Origin of the sequence: uncultured Senegalimassilia sp., from assembly GCF_902464545.1 — a bacterium.
In the GTDB taxonomy this organism is placed as follows: Bacteria; Actinomycetota; Coriobacteriia; order Coriobacteriales; family Eggerthellaceae; genus Senegalimassilia.
In genome coordinates, this window is record NZ_CABQJR010000003.1 from 22147 (window position 1) to 38953 (window position 16807).

Genomic DNA, 16807 nt, shown 5'->3' on the forward strand with positions numbered 1-16807 from the left:
TTCGATTGGAGACTATCAAGTCCAAAGCGGACATCTCCGATCTGTTCTCTAGCGGAAAGCGCCTGCGTACACCGTACCTTACGCTCATAGTGTTACCAGCGAAGCAGCACGGCCTTCACGGTCGTGTTGCTTTTATTGCAGGAAAAAAATCCGGTAACGCTGTATGGCGTAATAGCGCGAAACGTCGAATGAGAGCTATTTGCCATGAGCTGGGCGGCCCATTCCCGAATCTCGATGTGATATTTCTCGCGAAGTCGGGTATTTGCCGCGCTAAGTATAGTAAAGTGCTCGAAACATGCGACGAAGCGCTGAAACGCGCTGGAATTCGGTAGGGTCTGATTGGAATGAAGAAAGGTTTCGGAAGCATACCGTGTAAGGTGGCTATGTTTCTCATTACCTTTTATAGGGCGGCGATCTCGCCTATGTTCCCGTCGTGCTGCCGTTTTACCCCGACGTGCTCGGAATATGGGCTCATCGCGTTTCAACGCTACGGTTTCGCAAAGGGCTTAAGGCTGACGGTAAAACGTATTCTACGGTGTCGACCTGGAGGGCCGCACGGCTACGATCCCGTTCCGTAAGGGCGGGGCTTCAGCCGGCGGCTTTTTGTCGGTTAAAGGAAGGAAAACCATAGTATGTGGGAAGTGTTCAAGAACTGGATATTCGACATCATCCAATTCTTCTTTGGCTTCTGCCAAGACTGGGGCTTGGCTATCATCATCGTGACCATCATCTTCCGTGTGCTTATCTCCCCGTTGATGCATAAGCAGACGAAGTCTTCTTACCAGATGCAGAAGGTTCAGCCTCTGATGCAGGAGATTCAGACGAAGTACGCCAACGACCCGCAGCGCATGCAGGAGGAGATGCAGAAGCTTTACGCTGATGCTAAGTTCAACCCCTTGGCCGGCTGCCTCCCCATGCTCCTGCAGATGCCTATCTTCATCGCCCTGTTCCAGGTGCTGCGTGAGATGCCGAACTATCTGGGTTCCGACGAGGGCTACCAGTTCTTCAATCTGGTTCCCAACCTGGTTATGACGCCGTCCGGTGCGGTTGCCGGCGGCTTCGGCACGTTCCTTCCGTACCTCATCCTTATGGTCGTGTTCGCCGGCGCTACGTTCCTGCCCATGATCTTGATGCAGATGGGCCAGAAGGATAACCCGCAGCGCAACCAGACCATGATCATGGCTGGCGTCATGAGCTTGTTCATGCTGTGGATCAGCTGGAGCTCCCCCGCTGGCGTTCTTCTGTTCTGGGGCGTTTCCTCCATCATCGGCGTGTGCCAGCAGCAGATCTCCATGCGCCTCATGAAGAAGCGCGATGCGGAGAAGGAGGAGACCATCGAGGTGAAGCCGATCGAGGTCGACGTTACCCGCAAGGCCAAGAAGCCGCGTCCGAAGAAGAAGGACACCTCCAAAAAGCACGCTTAATCGATTTTGCGTAATGGTGCGCGGTGTTTCACGTGAAACACCGCGCACTGTGGTTTTTAGTTCTAAGGAGCTGCAAATGGCAGAAGAAGAGAACGTGGAATTGACCGCAGAAGAGGCTCAAGACGCCCAGGTCGAACAAGACGGCATCAGCGACGAGGATCTCGATCGCATCGCGGATACCGCCATTGCAACCATCCAGGACATCCTGAAGCACTTCGACGTCGGTGAGGTCACCATCGACGAGTACGAAGGCGATGAAGGCGAGCTTATCCTCGATATCACCGGTGACGACCTGGCCGTTCTCATTGGCCGTCACGGCAAGACCCTTGATGCGTTGCAGTTCCTGGTGTCCGCCATCACCGTTCGCACTATGGGCTTCCGCTACCCCGTCATCGTCGACGTTGAGGGTTACAAGAACCGTCAGCGAGAGAAGCTTGAGTCCATCGCTCGTAACGCTGCCGCAAAGGCTGCTAAGCAGCATCGCAGCGTGAAGCTTCGTCCTATGACTCCGTACGAGCGTCGTATCGTGCACATTGCCCTTCGTGACGACGAGCGCGTTGAGACGGCATCTGAGGGCGAGGGTTCCGCGCGTCACGTCGTGGTTGTCCCGCTCTAGGCAGTTGCTTCTATTCGGTTCTTGGCTGATATCGCAAGAACTTATCAGGCCGCATCTTCGGATGCGGCCTCTTTGTTTTTCAAGGGGTTCATATGCTTGGTATCCAATATGCTGCATGAAGGGCTAAAGTATGTTTCACGTGAAACAACAGGACAGAAGGAACGGTTCATGCACGAGGACTTGCTCAAGCGACATTTGGAGTTGGTTATCGAAGCCAACAAGACCACGAACATCACGCGCATCTCTTCTTGGGAAGATGGCATGGTGCTCCATGTGCAGGATTCCCTGCTCGGTCTTGATGCTTTGAATGCGTGCCCTGAGGGCCGCTATGCCGATATCGGAACGGGCGCGGGCTATCCTGGTATTCCGCTTGCCATTGAAACCGGTAGGCCCACGTTGCTGGTCGACTCCGTTCAAAAGAAGGTTCAGATCCTTGATGGTTTCATTGAGGAGCTCGGCCTTTCTAACGTTTCCACGTACGCTGGCCGTATCGAAGATCTGGGTCGTGAACAGTCTGGGCAATTTGCTGCGATCAGTGCCCGGGCGCTGTCGAAGCTATCCGTTCTGCTGGAGCTCTCTTCCCCGTTGCTGAAGATGGGTGGTCGTCTAATTTGCTTCAAAGCCCTTGTCGAACAGGATGAGCTTGATCATGCTCGCGTTGTCGGCAAGCAGGTTGGTATGGAACTGGTCGACGATCAGACTTACGAGCTTGATGACTACTCGCGTAGAATCCTGTGCTATGAGAAGGTTGCGAAGCCGAAGCTGAAGCTGCCTCGCAGAACCGGTTTGGCTCAGAAAAAGCCATTGTAGCGTTATAAGCCGTTCCCGATATTGTAGGGGCGGCTTTTTTCTTATCGAGGTTTCGTTGATTTCCGTTCAAAAGTCCCCATTGTGCGTTGGGGTTTTATACGCGTGAATCGAAACACGGTATACTAGCGTCTGAAACCATGAAAGGGGGTTCCTGTGGGATTTTTCGACGGCCTCAGGAAAGATAAAAAACAAGCTGAGCCGGTTCAGCAGGAACAACGCGTACAGGAAGATACCGTTGAGGATGAGATAGCCATCGAGCACATCGAAGTGGTCGAGCGCGACCCTCATAGCTCGACTGAGCTTGAGCCTGAGCCTGTTGAATCTCGCCCCGAGATCGAGCCTACGCCTATTCGCTCCTACCGCGATAAGAAGCCGGTGAAGCATGTGGTCGGCCAGACGAAGATCATGGCGATCATCAATCAGAAGGGCGGTGTGGGCAAGTCCACCACTGCAATCAACCTTTCTGCTGCGCTTGGTGAGATGGGCAAGCAGGTTCTTCTCGTCGACCTTGATCCTCAGGGTAATTCCTCGAGCGGTTTAGGTGTTGAGAAGAGCCAGGTGCAGAATTGCATCTATGATGTGCTGCTCAACGATGTCCCCGTCGAAGAAGTCATCATCCCCGATGTGTGCGAGGGTTTGGACTTGGTTCCGGCGACCATCAACCTTGCCGGTGCTGAGGTCGAGCTGGTTTCCGAGATGGCGCGCGAGAATCGCCTTAAGGATGCAATTGGAGCTCTTCGCGGTAAGTATGATTACATTTTCATCGACTGCCCCCCTTCTCTGGGTCTGCTGACGGTTAATGCCTTGGTTGCCGCCGATAAGCTGCTTATCCCCATTCAGTGCGAGTTCTATGCACTGGAAGGCGTGACAAAACTCCTTGATTCAATGAAACGTGTCAAAACTCGCCTGAACCCCACGCTGGATATCTATGGCGTGCTCATGACCATGTACGACGGTCGTACCACGCTGTCCCGCCAAGTGGTCGAGGAGGTGCGCAGCTATTTCGGGCGATTGGTGTTCGAAACGCTGATTCCCCGCACTGTGAAACTCTCCGAGGCTCCTAGCTTCGGTCAACCGATAACCCTGTACGACCCTTCAGGTAAAGGTGCCCAGTCGTACATGAGTCTTGCTAAGGAAGTGATTGCCCGTGGCTAGGAATGGTCGTGGTGGTCTTGGTCGTGGTCTAAATTCGTTGCTGGGCGGTGCCTATGAGGAGGCTATTCCTCAGGAAGAGCCGCAACGTGTGCGGGTGGAGCCGGAGCAGCCGCAGCAGTCTCAGCCGAAGCCTCAGTCTGAGCGAGAAGTGATCCGCGAGACCGTTCCCGCGCAAAAATCACCTGAGCCTCGGACGGCTCGCGAAGCTGTTCCCTCCTCTTCCTATGAGGAGCAGGAGCCTGAGTCTATTGTCGATAACGGTGTCGAGGTCACTATCAAGGGAGTTGCCCAGCGCGTTGCGCGCCCTGCTGTTCAGGAAGTGGTTGAGCGCACGATAGCGCCTTCTGCTGCTGCACAAAACGATGGCGATGGGCAATCTCGTGAAGTGAATGAAGTTGATATCAACGCTATCGCTCCTAACCCCGATCAGCCTCGTACGAATTTCAAGCGCGAAGAGCTGGAGGAGCTTTCCGCTTCCATCCAGAAAGACGGGCTTTTGCAGCCGATTTTGGTGCGTCCGCTCGAGGATGGTACCTACCAGATCATCGCCGGTGAGCGTCGTTGGCAGGCATCGAAGCTGGCTGGTTTGCAACAAGTGCCCATTCGGGTAAAAGAAGCTAGCGACGATAAGGCTCTGGAGCTTGCGCTTATCGAGAATATCCAGCGTTCCGATCTCAATCCCATTGAGGAAGCGTACGGCTATCGCCGCATGATGGAGCGTCTGAACATGACGCAGGCCGAGGTTGCTCAAGCCATGTCGAAGGGTCGTTCCACGGTTGCGAACGCTTTGCGCCTGTTGGAGCTTCCTGAGGAGGCTCAGCAGTTGCTGTTCGAGGAGAAGATTACCGCCGGCCACGCACGAGCTATTCTTTCCATCCCTACGAAAGAAGGACGCGAGCGCCTGACGCGTAAGCTGGTTGAGGAAAAGCTGTCCGTTCGCGAAGCCGAGGCTTTGGCTCGCTTGTTCTCTGGTAAGAAAAATGAGAATGCTAAGCCGAAGACTCCTGTGCCGAAGGAATACCGAAAGGTTGCCCGTACGCTTAAGGATGTTCTAGATACGCCGGTTAAGGTGAAATCCGTCAACGGTAAGAACAAGATTGAAATCGAGTTCAAGGATGAAGACGATCTTGAGCGTTTGTTCAAGGGCATTCTTGCTTCGAACCTCGCATAAAGGGTTTCGACTTTCGAGCAAAACAAACGAGCCGACGTTTTCATCGTCGGCTCGTTTTTTGTTTAGCGGGTGGTTGTGCGTTGCATTGTCGGTGATTATTGCTGTCCGTTCGTGAACGTGTTCTTCAGCTGTCCGCAGGCACCGGCGATATCGGATCCCCTGGAATCTCGCAAGGTGGTCTCTATCCCATGACGACCTGTTTCGGCGATCCATTTGTCGATGGTTTTGGAAGCGCTTGGCTTATACGGTGATTCCGGAATCGAGTTGATGGGAATCAGATTGATATGGCAAAGCAAGCCCTTACAGAAGTCCAACAACGCCGTCAGGTCCGCATCGGTGTCGTTGATGCCGTCGATCATGATGTATTCGAACGTGACGCGACGATTCGTTTTCTCGATATAGCGCAGCAGGCTTTGCTTAAGCTTTGGCAAAGGGAAGCCGCTCGTTTTAGGCATCAGCTCAAGACGTACGTTCTGTCGCGCTGCATGAAGGGAGACAGCAAGTGTGAATTGCTCGGGTTCTTCCGCAAAACGGTCGATTCCAGGAATGATGCCGCACGTGGAGATGCAGATATGGCGCGCTCCGATACCCAAGCCCTTTTCGTCGTTGATGATGCGCAGCGCGTTCAAGACGTTGTCGTAGTTCAGCAGCGGTTCGCCCTGCCCCATGCCGACGACATTGGTCACACGGCGTCCCATAAGGCGCTGAACCGTGACTATCTGGTCGACGATCTCGCCTGCGGATAAATTGCGCGTAAGGCCTTCTTTTCCCGTTGCGCAAAACGCGCATGCCATGGGGCAGCCAGCTTGTGTGGAGAAGCAGACTGTAAGACGGTCGCCGTTGCGCGACGGGATGGCAACGGTTTCAACGCATACGCCGTCGTGGTATTCCAGGAGCAGCTTGTGGGTGCCGTCGTTGGAAACAGCCTCCTCAAGTACGTTGGGTACGTACAGCGGATACTCCTTGGAAAGCTGATTTCGAAGCTTTGCAGGCAGGTTGGTCATATCGTCGTAGCTTTGAGCACCTTTGTTGTAAAGCCACTCGTAAAGCTGCTTCGCGCGAAAAGATGGTTGACTGAGCTCCTTCATGAGAGGGGCCAGGTCGCTTTGGGTAAAGTTTTTGATTGGTGTATTCATGCGGGTCATTATACCTGTTTCACGTGAAACATCAGCGCTTACCTTGCATGCTGCGAAGCCCGTGTTCTGGTTTTGCTATACTGCAGCAATACGATCTCTAAAGGAGAAAGAAGGAGTCATGTCTTCAAGTATCGATCCTCGTTCTTGCCGTGTTGCTCTTTTGTGTGGCGGTAAAAGCAACGAGCGTGAAATTTCCTTGGCATCCGGTAAGGGTGCTCGCGAAGCTTTGGAGACGGCGGGCTTTTCCGTCACCGATATCGATCCGGCGAATAAGGAAGACCTGAAGCGTTTGATCGAGGAACCGTTCGATGTGGCATTCCTTTGCTTGCATGGCAAATATGGCGAAGACGGTACGGTGCAGGGTTTGCTCGATATCGTCGGTATTCCCTACACGTGCTCTGGAGTATGGTCGAGCGCGCTTGCCATGGATAAGGTGAAGGCGAAGGTCTTCTACGAGCGCGAGGGTATTCCCACTCCTCCGTCCTTGACGGTTAACAAGGGTGACAAAGTGGATATCCAGCAGGTTATCTCGTCTATGGGCGAGAAGGTCGTCGTGAAGCCCGGTACCGAGGGTAGCGCTATCGGCGTGTTCATCGTAGAAGGTGCGGAAGCTATCGAAGACGCTTTGCAGAAAGCGCTCGATATCGATGATGAGGTACTTATCGAGCGTTATATCAAGGGCCGTGAATTTACTGTCGCCGTTTTGGGGAACCATGAGCCGAAGGCTATGCCCGTTATCGAAATCGTTCCCAAGAGCGATTTCTACGACTTTGAGTCGAAGTATGCCGTGGGCGGCTCTCAGCATATCTGCCCTGCTCGCATTCCTGATGACGTGACGAAGGTCATGCAGCGCGAGGCGGAGAACGCTCACAAGGCGCTCTCGTGCAGCGGCACCTCTCGCACCGATTTCATCTTGGAAGAAAACGGTGATTGCTGGGCGTTGGAAACGAACACCATTCCTGGTATGACGGCAACGTCCCTTCTTCCCGATGCCGCTCGCGCCGCAGGCATGACCTTCCCCGAGCTGTGCACCAAGCTTATCGAGCTTGCTTTGGAAGAGCCTGTGCGATAAACGGGTTTGTGCGGAAAAGTCTGTTTGGCAATCGATCGAAACGATTGGCTATCTACGAACGGATGACTAAAAGCGATTCAATGGCATCCATGAGAAATGGAAGTCGTTGGATAAAGAATGAGTGACAAACAGAGGGGGCTGATCCCGGAAGCGTTCCGGGATCAGCCCCCTCTTACTGTAGCTTGGCGTCTTGCGGTGTCCAGCGGGTCGCATAGCGTTGAAGTTGATTTCAGGACCGCGCCTTATTCACGGAGCAGGCAATCATGTTGTTCATCGATTCAGAGGTTGAACTTTATGCAGGGACTCGAGATTGAATAGTCTTGCAATAAAACATTATGTCGTCCTGCGGCAGGATGAACTCCGTAGTGTTAGGCAAACCCTTGAAACTTCCTTTAAGAAAGCCATTGGCTAGTTAAGATCGGTGAAGGAATGTGGCTAGAACAGCCCACAGCTTTTCAATCCGAATACCGCCAATGCGACCAGCGCTAACAGGAATGCCCAGCTGATCAAAAAACAGCCCTTGTTCCCTTCTCTGCTTTTCTGGACCATCAGGTCGGTGAAGCCACGGGATTTCTTGAGGATGGCGGTATGGCTGTCGCCCTTGGGCATGTCGGCTCGCTGCGAAGGCTGCCAGGTTCCGTGAGAATCGAGAATCGATTGCACACCCTGGTTCTTGATGTCGATGCGTGGGCGTATGCCTTGCGAAAGCGACTTCATGGTCGTGCGCATGAAGATATCGAAATCCGATTGATGCACTTTGTCGTAGCAGAAGAGGGCGACCTCGCCCCAGTAGAAACCCGGTTCCGGTTGATCGGTGAAAGCTACGAACGATAAGACGGCATGCATTTCCCAGCTTTTAGCGGCTAACAGGTTGAGTTTGTGGGACGTTTGCTCATCAAGGTAGCCCAATACATCGCCGTAATCGTTCACGACCCATGCGCGCGTTTGGCCTTCCAAGGGTTTGAATTCGATATTGAAAACGTCGCCGATGATGCAATTCGATCCAAGCAGAATCGCCGCATCTTTCTTGGAAGTGGTGTCAAAGCGGGCATATGCGCCGAAATAGCAATCAGGCAGCATGGGATCTCCTATCTGAAATGAAGTGAAAAAAGCGTAACACAAACGAAGAAGCGGAATACCCGGCATCCATCGATGCCGGCTGACTTACAATAAGAAGGTTACAAAGTGATAGAAGCAAACATGGAAGCATCCATGTGGGAGATAAGGAATATGCCGTGCGTGGTGATTTGCTCGCGTATATCAGTGATGGAACCCCTCAGGCGATCGTCGATCGCTATGCATCGCTTGCTGATGCTTCGAAAGAATGCGATTATGGTGAGCTTGACCGCGATATCGTCGTTATAGACACCGAGACAACCGGCTTCTCGTTCAATCACGACGAGTTGACGCAGATTGCGGCCGCCCGCATGGATAAGGGCGAGATAGTCGATTGGTTCGTAACGTTCGTAAACCCCGGAAAGCCTATTCCGGAAGATGTTGCGCACTTGACCAATATTCACGATGAGGATGTTGCCGATGCTCCTTCTCCTGAAGAAGCGCTTGCGCAGCTTGCCGAATTCGTTGGTGACTCGAAGCTTGTGGCCCATAATGCCGCCTTCGATCGTACCTTCACCACGCGACATCCAAGCGGCTATCCTTTGCTGGAGAACATCTGGCTTGATTCTTTGGATCTTGCTCGCATTGCTCTTCCCCGCCTGAAATCCCATCGACTTATCGACTTGGTTCGCACCTTCGGGGCACCGGTTTCCACGCATCGCGCAGATGATGACGTTGCTGCTACGTGCGCCGTGTTCCGTATTTTGCTGGCTGCAGTGGATGCCATGCCGAAGCCCCTTGTGGCTAAAATCGCATCCCTTGCAACGCCTGAGCAATGGGAAACCCAGGTTGTTTTCCAGTACTTCGCCGACCATTCCGGTGATGCTGCCGACGTGGCGTCCGATGAAGCTGCCTTGATCGAAGATGCTGCGCATGACATTGTTTCACGTGAAACAAACGGGGGGCAGCTCTCATGGGCAACGAGTCAGCTGGATCTGTTCTCGCTGCAATCCATTCGCCGTGATCGTCTTCGTAAGATTGAAAACAGGCCGAAGGTCGATGCCGATGCGATTGCCTCCGATCCTATGCGCAGTATGGAGTACCCCACTGCCGAGGAGATTGCCAAGGCCTTCAGCCAAGAGGGTCTTGTGGGCAACCTGTATAAGAATTACGAGCCGCGCGCCGAGCAGCGAGACATGAGCACTTCGGTGCGTAACGCATTCGCTTCTGGGGACAATCTTGTGGTTGAAGCTGGAACCGGCGTCGGTAAATCCATGGCGTATCTGGTTCCTTTGGCGCTTACCGCGCAGAGGAACGGTATTACCGTCGGTGTGGCAACCAAAACGAATGCTCTGCTTGATCAGCTGGTATTCAAAGAGGTTCCCGCTCTTGCGAAGGCATTGCGCGCATCCGATCCCGACGCAAAGCCTTTGACGTGTGCGCCGTTGAAGGGCTTCTCCCACTATCCTTGTCTTCGCAAGATTCGCAGCGTGGTGGATGACGGCGCTGCGATGAAGGAGGTTCAGGGCAAAGAGCTGTCGCAGGCCCCTGCGATGGCGGCGCTGCTTTCGTTTATCGAGCAAACGGAATATGACGATATCGATGGCTTGAAGCTTGATTATCGTTTGCTGCCGCGAAAGGTGATCACGACAAGCAGCCAGGAATGCCTTCGCCGCAAGTGCCCGTTCTTCGGCAACCTGTGCTTCGTCCACGGGGCGCGCAAGCGTGCCGAAGCTGCGGATATCCTGGTTACCAATCATAGCCTGCTGTTTTGCGACATGGCCGCCGACGGTGGTTTGCTGCCGCCGGTTCGCTACTGGGCGGTTGATGAGGCCCATGGTGCCGAAAGTGAAGCGCGCCGTGCTTTCTCCATTGAACTCGATGCCGAGAATATCCTCCGAGAGGCTCGCCGAGTAGCGGCAGATGATGCTCGCAGGAACGTGTTCTCCCGCGCGGAACGCCGTGTGGTCCTGAACGGCACGAAAGAGGAAAGCGAAACGCTATTCTATACGCTCACGCAAAAAGGCAAGAGTGCGGGCGAGGCGTATCGTCAGACTGCTGAAGCCTTCTGCGCCAGCCTGAAGGGTCTGCTGTTCTTCGATACGAACCGGCATGGGCGCGGCTATGAGATCGTTGAACTGTGGGTGAACAGCGATATCCGGAGTTCCGCCACGTTCGGCGACATCGTGGACAAGGGTGTCGCGATGAGAGAATCTGCCGAGAAGCTGATTGCAGCTTGTCAGAACCTGGTGGCGTATCTTGAGGACATCGAGAATGCAGCTGCGATACAGCGCGAGATAGCCGCGATGGCCATCGACTTGAAGGAGCAGGTCAATGCGGTGCAGGTGATCCTCGAAGACCCCAACGAAAGCTATGCGTACGCTGCAACGCTGTGCCGGAAGAAGGACCGCGTCGGCGAAAAGCTGCAAGGCATGCCCGTTAACGTCGGCGGAAAGCTGAACGATACGCTGTATGCTTCCACGCATTCGGTGGTGTTCGCGTCGGCAACGCTGTCTGTCAACGGCAGCTTCGATGGCTTCACGAACGCTATGGGTCTGGGTCAAGGAGAGTTCTCGCCGGTCAAAACCTGTCAGCTTGATTCCAGCTACGACTTCGACAAAAACATGACGGTGTACGTTGTTGCCGATATGCCCGAGCCGAACGAGCCGAGCTATATGGCCACCTTGCAAAAGTTCCTTGTCGAGGCGCATAAAGCGCAGCAAGGTTCGATGCTCACGCTATTTACGAACCGTCGCGAGATGGAGCGTTGCTTCGACTATGTTCAGCCTGAACTGAAAAGCGATGATTTGCGCTTGGTGTGCCAAAAGTGGGGCGTGTCGGTGAAGGGTCTGCGCGATGACTTCCTTGCTGATGAGCACTTGTCGCTGTTCGCGCTGAAAAGCTTCTGGGAAGGGTTCGATGCCCCGGGTGCAACCCTGAAAGGCGTCGTTATCCCGAAGCTCCCCTTCATGAAGCCGACCGATCCGCTCTCTTGCGAGCGTGCGGAACGCGATGACCAAGCTTGGCGACATTATGTGCTTCCCGCGGCGGTGCTCGAGGTAAAGCAGGCGGCTGGTCGATTGATCCGTCGTGCCGATGACACCGGCGCGCTGATTCTCGCAGATCACAGGTTGGTTTCGAAGAGCTACGGGAAAGTGTTCCTGAACTCCTTGCCAAGCAGCAACATCAAAGTGCTGTCTGCTGCCCGGATCGTTGCTGAATTGGCGGCAACGAACCGAGGCTGAACCTGGCGGCGTATATGAGAAGACGAGACGATAAAATCGCCCGAGCAGCTCATATCAAAGAGAGGACGCACGGAACGTCCAACGAGATATCGTTCAGCGTTCTCGATGCTGCTAAATATAAGGAAACAACTCAGCGATTCAGCTTGAGGGATTTGCTCGCTGCCCGTAGGGATGCGAATGCTCAGAGTGTTTCACGTGAAACAGGCGAACATGTTTCACGTGAAACATCCGGTCATAAGGCGTCAGTTGGTTCGCACGCTAACGAAAACGGTGCTGGCAGGCGGCGAAGCGGAGTCTGGCTTAAACAGAAACAAGCTAAGCAGGCAACCCAACGCAAGAAGGCTCTCCACGCATCAGGCTATAGCGAAGAAGCTTCGTCTCAGGCGCCGGCTGCTGCTAAGCGCATGTCCATCGAAGAGGAGATAGCGCGAAGAAAAGCGCGCCGTCGCAAAGGGAGGATTGCTGCGGTATCCGTGGTGGCAGCTGCCTCTTTGGCGATCGTATCCGTTGGCGTTTGGGCGTGGCACTGTCAGGTCACCGAGCAGCAAGGTTACGAGTCTGAGCTTATGGATGCGCTGAGACTGGTTTCCGAAGCTGATGAGACCATCTTGCAAATTGATGCGATAGTGGATGACCCCTTTGCAGCAGAAAGCGAAGGAAAGAGGCAAGATGTTCTTTCCTTCGTCGAGCAAACCAAGCAGTTGCTATTCGATGCTGATGGGAAGGCGCGCAACGTTTCGGAAAAGCTATCCGATCCTTCCGTTCGCGAAGTCGCCAATCAAACGGTTATATCGATAACGGCACGCAAAGGCATGATAATGCAAGGCATGCAGCTGGTTGAGGCGTCGGAAGATGCTGAGCAGGCGGCGAAGGAATGCGACGCTGCGTGGCAGGTGGTGCTGGACGCGGATGCCAAGGTTCGCGAGGCGACAAAACTTGCCGGACGGAACGAGGTCGATGCATCTAGGGAGTGCACCTTGGAAGCAAAGGAAACGTTTTCCAAAAGCCTTGATCAGCTGAAGGTGCTTCAAGCGGATTACCAAACAGCTGATGTTTCACCGCTGATCGAGTATGTGGAAAAGCGAATGGAAGCGATGGATTTGGCCGTGCAGTCCGATGAGGCTCTCACAGCGAAAAACAAGGATGAGGCCATCGCGCGAAACGATGCTTACAACGCTGCCGAAGAGGAAGCGGCGACGATGGCTGCAGCTTTGCCAAGCGACCCGAAGCAATTGGTCAAAGATGCGTATTTCGCAACATGGGCAGAGGTTATCAGAAGCTATTCCGGACAGCGTGCTGCTGCCGGCACCAGTGATGCAGTTATACGTGATTATTTGGGCGCGCAAGGCAAATAGCGTATACTGCAACCCGTATATGCCTTGCTGTAATTGAGGAACGAGAGGCACAAAAATGCCGGATATTAAAGAGCATATCGCATACCTGTCGCAGGAAATCGGCGCCCGTCCCGCTGGCACCGAAGAGGAACAGCAGGCTGCGTTGTACATTACCGAGCAATTCCAGAAGGAAGCAGGTCTGCCTGCTAACATCGAGGATTTCAACGGGGTCGGCGACCCTCATCTGCCTAGCATGATTTACTGCGGCGCAGCTGTGGTGCTCGCCTTGCTGTCGTTGATCGTGCCCGTGCTGAGCATCGTCGGGGTTATCGGCTGCCTTGCGGCCGCCGGCTTGTTCGCCGCGGAGTATCTGGATAAGCCCATCATCTCGAAGCTTCTGGGGAAAGGCGTGAGCCAAAACGTTGTGGCGAAGTACGCCCCTGCAGCTGTTGAGGATGGTGAAGGCGCTCGTCGCCGAAAGGTGATCTTGGTGGCTCGTTACGACACCGGCAAGGTTCGTGCCGAGCTTGCCGGTCCCACGGCGCAGGTCATGCCGCTTGTCGGCAAAATCTCCTTCGGTGCAATGGTTGCCCTTCCCGTGCTGCTGCTCATCAAGGGCGTTGCGCTGGGGTCTTCCGAAGGTACGCTCACCACGACCTTCACGCTGCTGACCGTTATCGCAATGCTGCTCACCGCTATCCCGCTTGCTCTTGGCGCATTGCATCAGACCGCAGCCTACAACGAAGGTGCGAATTGCAACGCTTCCGGCGTTGCCGCTCTGCTTGAGCTGGCTCGCCGCATCGGTGCGGGCCGTGTGAGCGAAGCCGAGATCGCCGAGCGCGAGGACGCCCTGATGCATGGACCGGAGGCCGCGTATGAGAGCGGTCTTGTGCCCGAAGGCGCCGAGTTCGTGTATTCGTCCCATCCCCGTTCCTCCATGGAAGATGAGGAGAGCCTCATCGCCGCCAAGGCTGCAATCTCGGCATTGTCCGGCAAGCCTGTCGACGGCATGACCGCTGAAGAGGTTGAGCGCAACCTTCAGAAGATCGAGCGACACGATCGCGAGGAAGCTGAAGAGGAAGCTCGAATGCAGCGCATGGAGGCGCGCGCCATCGAGAGCGCCCGTCGCGATGCCGAGCAGGCTCGTCTTGCGGCCGAGCAGGAGCAGCGGGCTCTTGAGGCCCAGCAGGCAGAGGAGGCCGAAAAGGCCCAGGCTGAGTTCGAGGCCCAGCAGGCGGCGATGCAGCAAGCCGAGCTCGAGGCCCAGCAGGCAGCGGCCCAGCAGGCTGCTATCCAGCAGATGCAGGCGGCTGCGGAGCAGCAGCGCGCGGCGCAGGCAAGCGTGCCTGATTGGTATGCTCGCGCTCAGGAAAAGGCCAAGAAGCCCCGTAACGCTGAGAAGCCGGCGCAGCGTTCCCGTTATGCTAGCGCCCTTGATGCCGCGGTCGCCGAAAGCGCCGGTCATTTCGCGAAGGCGAACAACATCGTAGAGCATGAGCTTGAGCGCTCCTTCGATATCGATCGCGATACCATTCGCGAGGTTCGCGCTCCGCAGTGGGCGACCATCGCGCCCGTGCAGCCTGCGGTGCAGCCTGAAACCGAGCAGCCGGTCGTGAACGCCGCAGCCCCTGAAGTCTCCGTGAATGCGGTGTCGGCGGTTGAGCAGGCTTCGCAGATGCAGCAAGCCCCCGTGCAAGAGGAGCCTGCCGTCCAAGCACCTGCGCCGCAGCAGGCAGCACAGCCCGTGCAGTTCGAGGAGTTGCTCGAAGCGGCTTCCGCTGACGAGAACGCAGGCGCAGCGCTTCAGGCAGATACTGCCGTTGCAACCTTCGCCCCCGAGCCTTCCGCTCCGGTGGCCGAGCACGCACCTGAGCCCGCGGCCGAGCAGATGACCGCTCAGCAGCCCGTCGTGCAGTTCGCCCCCGCGCAGGTTTCCGCACCGGAACCCGCTCAGACCCAGGTTGTCGCTCCTGCAGAGGTTGCCGACCCCTTCGCCACGGCGGCTACGCCCCCGATCGATGTGACGAAGCTCCATCTTGAGGATGTTCCTCCGATGGGCGACGTTCCCATGCCGGCGTTCTTGGATCCGCGCAAGGTGCAGGAAGAGGCCCAGTCCCGCCAGTCCGACGCTCCTCGCTCGGGCAATCGCGTCGATGTGACGCAGGCTTCCATCAACGAGGCCGGCCGTGTCGATGCGGCAAACGCTCCTGCGGTACCTACGCCCGCACCTATGCCCGAACCTGCGGATGAGACGGTGCCGGAACTGCAAGCCAAGCCGCTTGATATCCCAGACGCTTCCGTGGTCCCCGCGGCTCCCGTCACCTTGCCGGAGATCTCCGCGACCGCCCCGGCGGCCCCCGTTGCGGCGGCTGTGAAGCAGCGCGCTCCGCTTGCCGACGTCGAATCCGCCGGCAAGACCGCGGCACGTAGCTTACTGAACCTGCTTCCCTCCATCGGGTCGTCCGATATCAAGGCTGCTCATGAGCAGGAGGACGAAGAGGCTGAGATGTCTGGCGAGAAGAAGGATTCCAGGCCTTCCCTGCTCGCATCCTTGCCTTCGCTGTCCGGCTCCATCAAGGCGGCGGATGCGGCTCAGGCCCAGCCGGGTGTGAACGCTGCCGCAAGCTTCGGTACTGCTGGTGCTACCGGCTCGTTCGCTCCGGTGAGCAGCGAGCTTGCCAGCACCATGGACCCTGAGGACATGTACGTTGATGATGCGGATGATTCCGCTTACGACGATCACTTCACCGAGACGGGTGCGTTTGCGGGCCCTGGCTACATGGAGATGCCTAAGTCGCGCTTCCGCCGCCTGTTCGACAAGTTCCTCCATCGCAAGGAAGACGAAGAGGATACGCCGCAGGAGTGGCTCGACGTGGACGACAACTTCGAGGCTCGTGCCGCCGGAAAGGCGCGCGGCGGCTGGGAGAGCTTCCAGGAAGAGCACTACGAGCAGGGCGAGTATCAGGGTGATTACGCTGTCGAAGCCGATCAGGATGCTGCAGCTTATCCTGGGGCTACGCAGGCTCTGCCGGCTTTGCAGAGCGATGACCTTGGCGCAACCCAGGCTTGGACGCCCCAGCCGATCGATGTTGAGGCGGCAGGCCAAGAGGCTTCCCAGGTCGCGTACGACGATTCGTTCAACGTCGACGACGTGGCAGACGACGAGCAGTCCGGGTCCAACCGCTTCCGTCCGTGGCATGGCGGCGCTTACTCCGCACGTCGCATGGAGAACAGCAACCTGTCCTCCGAGGAGCTTGCCGATGAAGCGGCCGCGGCGGCTGTGCCCACGCCCGTCGAGCTTAACGAGGAGCTTAACGAGGTGTACCAGTTCCGCAACCCCGACATCGATGCCGAGGTGTGGTTCGTGGCCCTGGGTTCCGAGCTTGCTCAGAATTCCGGCATGAAGGCGTTCCTGGAGGCTCATCAGTCCGAGCTGCGAGGTGCGTTCATCGTCGATATCGACGCTATCGGCGCCGGTGATCTGACCATGATCGAGCGTGAGGGTTTCTTGAAGCCCTCGAAGGCATCGTCGCGCATGAAGCGCTACATTCGCAAGGCTTCGCAGGCTACCGGCATCAAGGTGGCGTCCGGTGCGTTGCTCGGCGAGGAGAGCGCTGCATCGTATGCGGCGAAGCATGGCTGCCAGGTAACCCATCTGGTGGGCATGGAAGGCGGCAAGCTCGCGCTGTATGGCCAGCAGGACGACATCGTCGAGAACATCGACGAGAAGAAACTGGCCTCCAACGTGGACTTCCTTATGGAGTTGTTGAAGAATATGTAAGGCCTGT

The 16807-nt window shown here is 56.0% G+C and carries 13 protein-coding genes; 11 read left to right on the top strand and 2 right to left on the bottom strand.

The genetic code is table 11. The annotated features are described in order from the left end of the window. Positions 1-5 precede the first annotated feature (5 nt). From rnpA to RDW26_RS01350, 7 genes are all read left to right on the top strand, one after another. Positions 6-332 (top strand): ribonuclease P protein component, encoded by a 327-nt coding sequence (gene rnpA / locus RDW26_RS01320; RefSeq protein ID WP_081468856.1) that lies wholly within the window; start codon positions 6-8, stop codon positions 330-332. A 51-nt stretch (positions 333-383) separates the two neighbouring features. After that, complete coding sequence (yidD, locus tag RDW26_RS01325; protein ID WP_258795731.1) at positions 384-578, top strand: membrane protein insertion efficiency factor YidD; 195 nt, start codon at positions 384-386, stop codon at positions 576-578. 54 nt (positions 579-632) lie between these two features. Next, a complete protein-coding gene (locus RDW26_RS01330; protein ID WP_042432299.1) occupies positions 633-1424 on the top strand; it encodes a YidC/Oxa1 family membrane protein insertase in 792 nt (263 codons plus the stop codon). Between the two features lie 76 nt (positions 1425-1500). Further along, positions 1501-2040 (top strand): R3H domain-containing nucleic acid-binding protein, encoded by a 540-nt coding sequence (locus tag RDW26_RS01335; protein WP_042432302.1) that lies wholly within the window; start codon positions 1501-1503, stop codon positions 2038-2040. A gap of 168 nt (positions 2041-2208) precedes the next feature. Then, positions 2209-2850 carry a 16S rRNA (guanine(527)-N(7))-methyltransferase RsmG gene (gene rsmG, locus RDW26_RS01340; protein WP_307982204.1) on the top strand — a complete coding sequence of 214 codons (642 nt, stop codon included), beginning with the start codon at positions 2209-2211 and terminating at the stop codon, positions 2848-2850. A gap of 405 nt (positions 2851-3255) precedes the next feature. Then, complete coding sequence (locus RDW26_RS01345) at positions 3256-4005, top strand: ParA family protein (RefSeq protein ID WP_181859460.1); 750 nt, start codon at positions 3256-3258, stop codon at positions 4003-4005. Next, the gene (locus RDW26_RS01350; RefSeq protein WP_307982205.1) at positions 3998-5176 is read left to right on the top strand and encodes a ParB/RepB/Spo0J family partition protein; all 1179 of its coding nucleotides are present in this window, start codon (positions 3998-4000) and stop codon (positions 5174-5176) included. The genes RDW26_RS01345 and RDW26_RS01350 overlap by 8 nt, the downstream gene beginning before the upstream one ends. 95 nt (positions 5177-5271) lie before the next feature. Here the strand turns inward: RDW26_RS01350 and rlmN are convergent, their stop codons facing one another. Continuing rightward, a complete protein-coding gene (gene rlmN / locus RDW26_RS01355; protein WP_307982206.1) occupies positions 5272-6321 on the bottom strand; it encodes a 23S rRNA (adenine(2503)-C(2))-methyltransferase RlmN in 1050 nt (349 codons plus the stop codon). Between the two features lie 109 nt (positions 6322-6430). Between rlmN and RDW26_RS01360 the strand changes: the two genes are divergently transcribed. After that, a complete protein-coding gene (locus RDW26_RS01360; RefSeq protein ID WP_307982260.1) occupies positions 6431-7384 on the top strand; it encodes a D-alanine--D-alanine ligase in 954 nt (317 codons plus the stop codon). A 435-nt stretch (positions 7385-7819) separates the two neighbouring features. Here RDW26_RS01360 and RDW26_RS01365 read toward each other — a convergent pair whose 3' ends face one another. Beyond that, a complete protein-coding gene (locus RDW26_RS01365) occupies positions 7820-8464 on the bottom strand; it encodes a hypothetical protein (protein ID WP_307982207.1) in 645 nt (214 codons plus the stop codon). Positions 8465-8598: 134 nt separating this feature from the next. Between RDW26_RS01365 and RDW26_RS01370 the strand changes: the two genes are divergently transcribed. From RDW26_RS01370 to RDW26_RS01380, 3 genes are read left to right on the top strand one after another with little or no spacing between them, the layout of a single operon-like run. Beyond that, complete coding sequence (locus RDW26_RS01370; protein WP_307982208.1) at positions 8599-11685, top strand: helicase C-terminal domain-containing protein; 3087 nt, start codon at positions 8599-8601, stop codon at positions 11683-11685. Positions 11686-11699: 14 nt separating this feature from the next. Beyond that, the gene (locus RDW26_RS01375; RefSeq protein ID WP_307982209.1) at positions 11700-13040 is read left to right on the top strand and encodes a hypothetical protein; all 1341 of its coding nucleotides are present in this window, start codon (positions 11700-11702) and stop codon (positions 13038-13040) included. Positions 13041-13095: 55 nt separating this feature from the next. Beyond that, entirely contained in the window at positions 13096-16800 is a 3705-nt protein-coding gene (locus tag RDW26_RS01380) for a hypothetical protein (protein WP_307982210.1), read from the top strand. Positions 16801-16807: the final 7 nt, after the last annotated feature.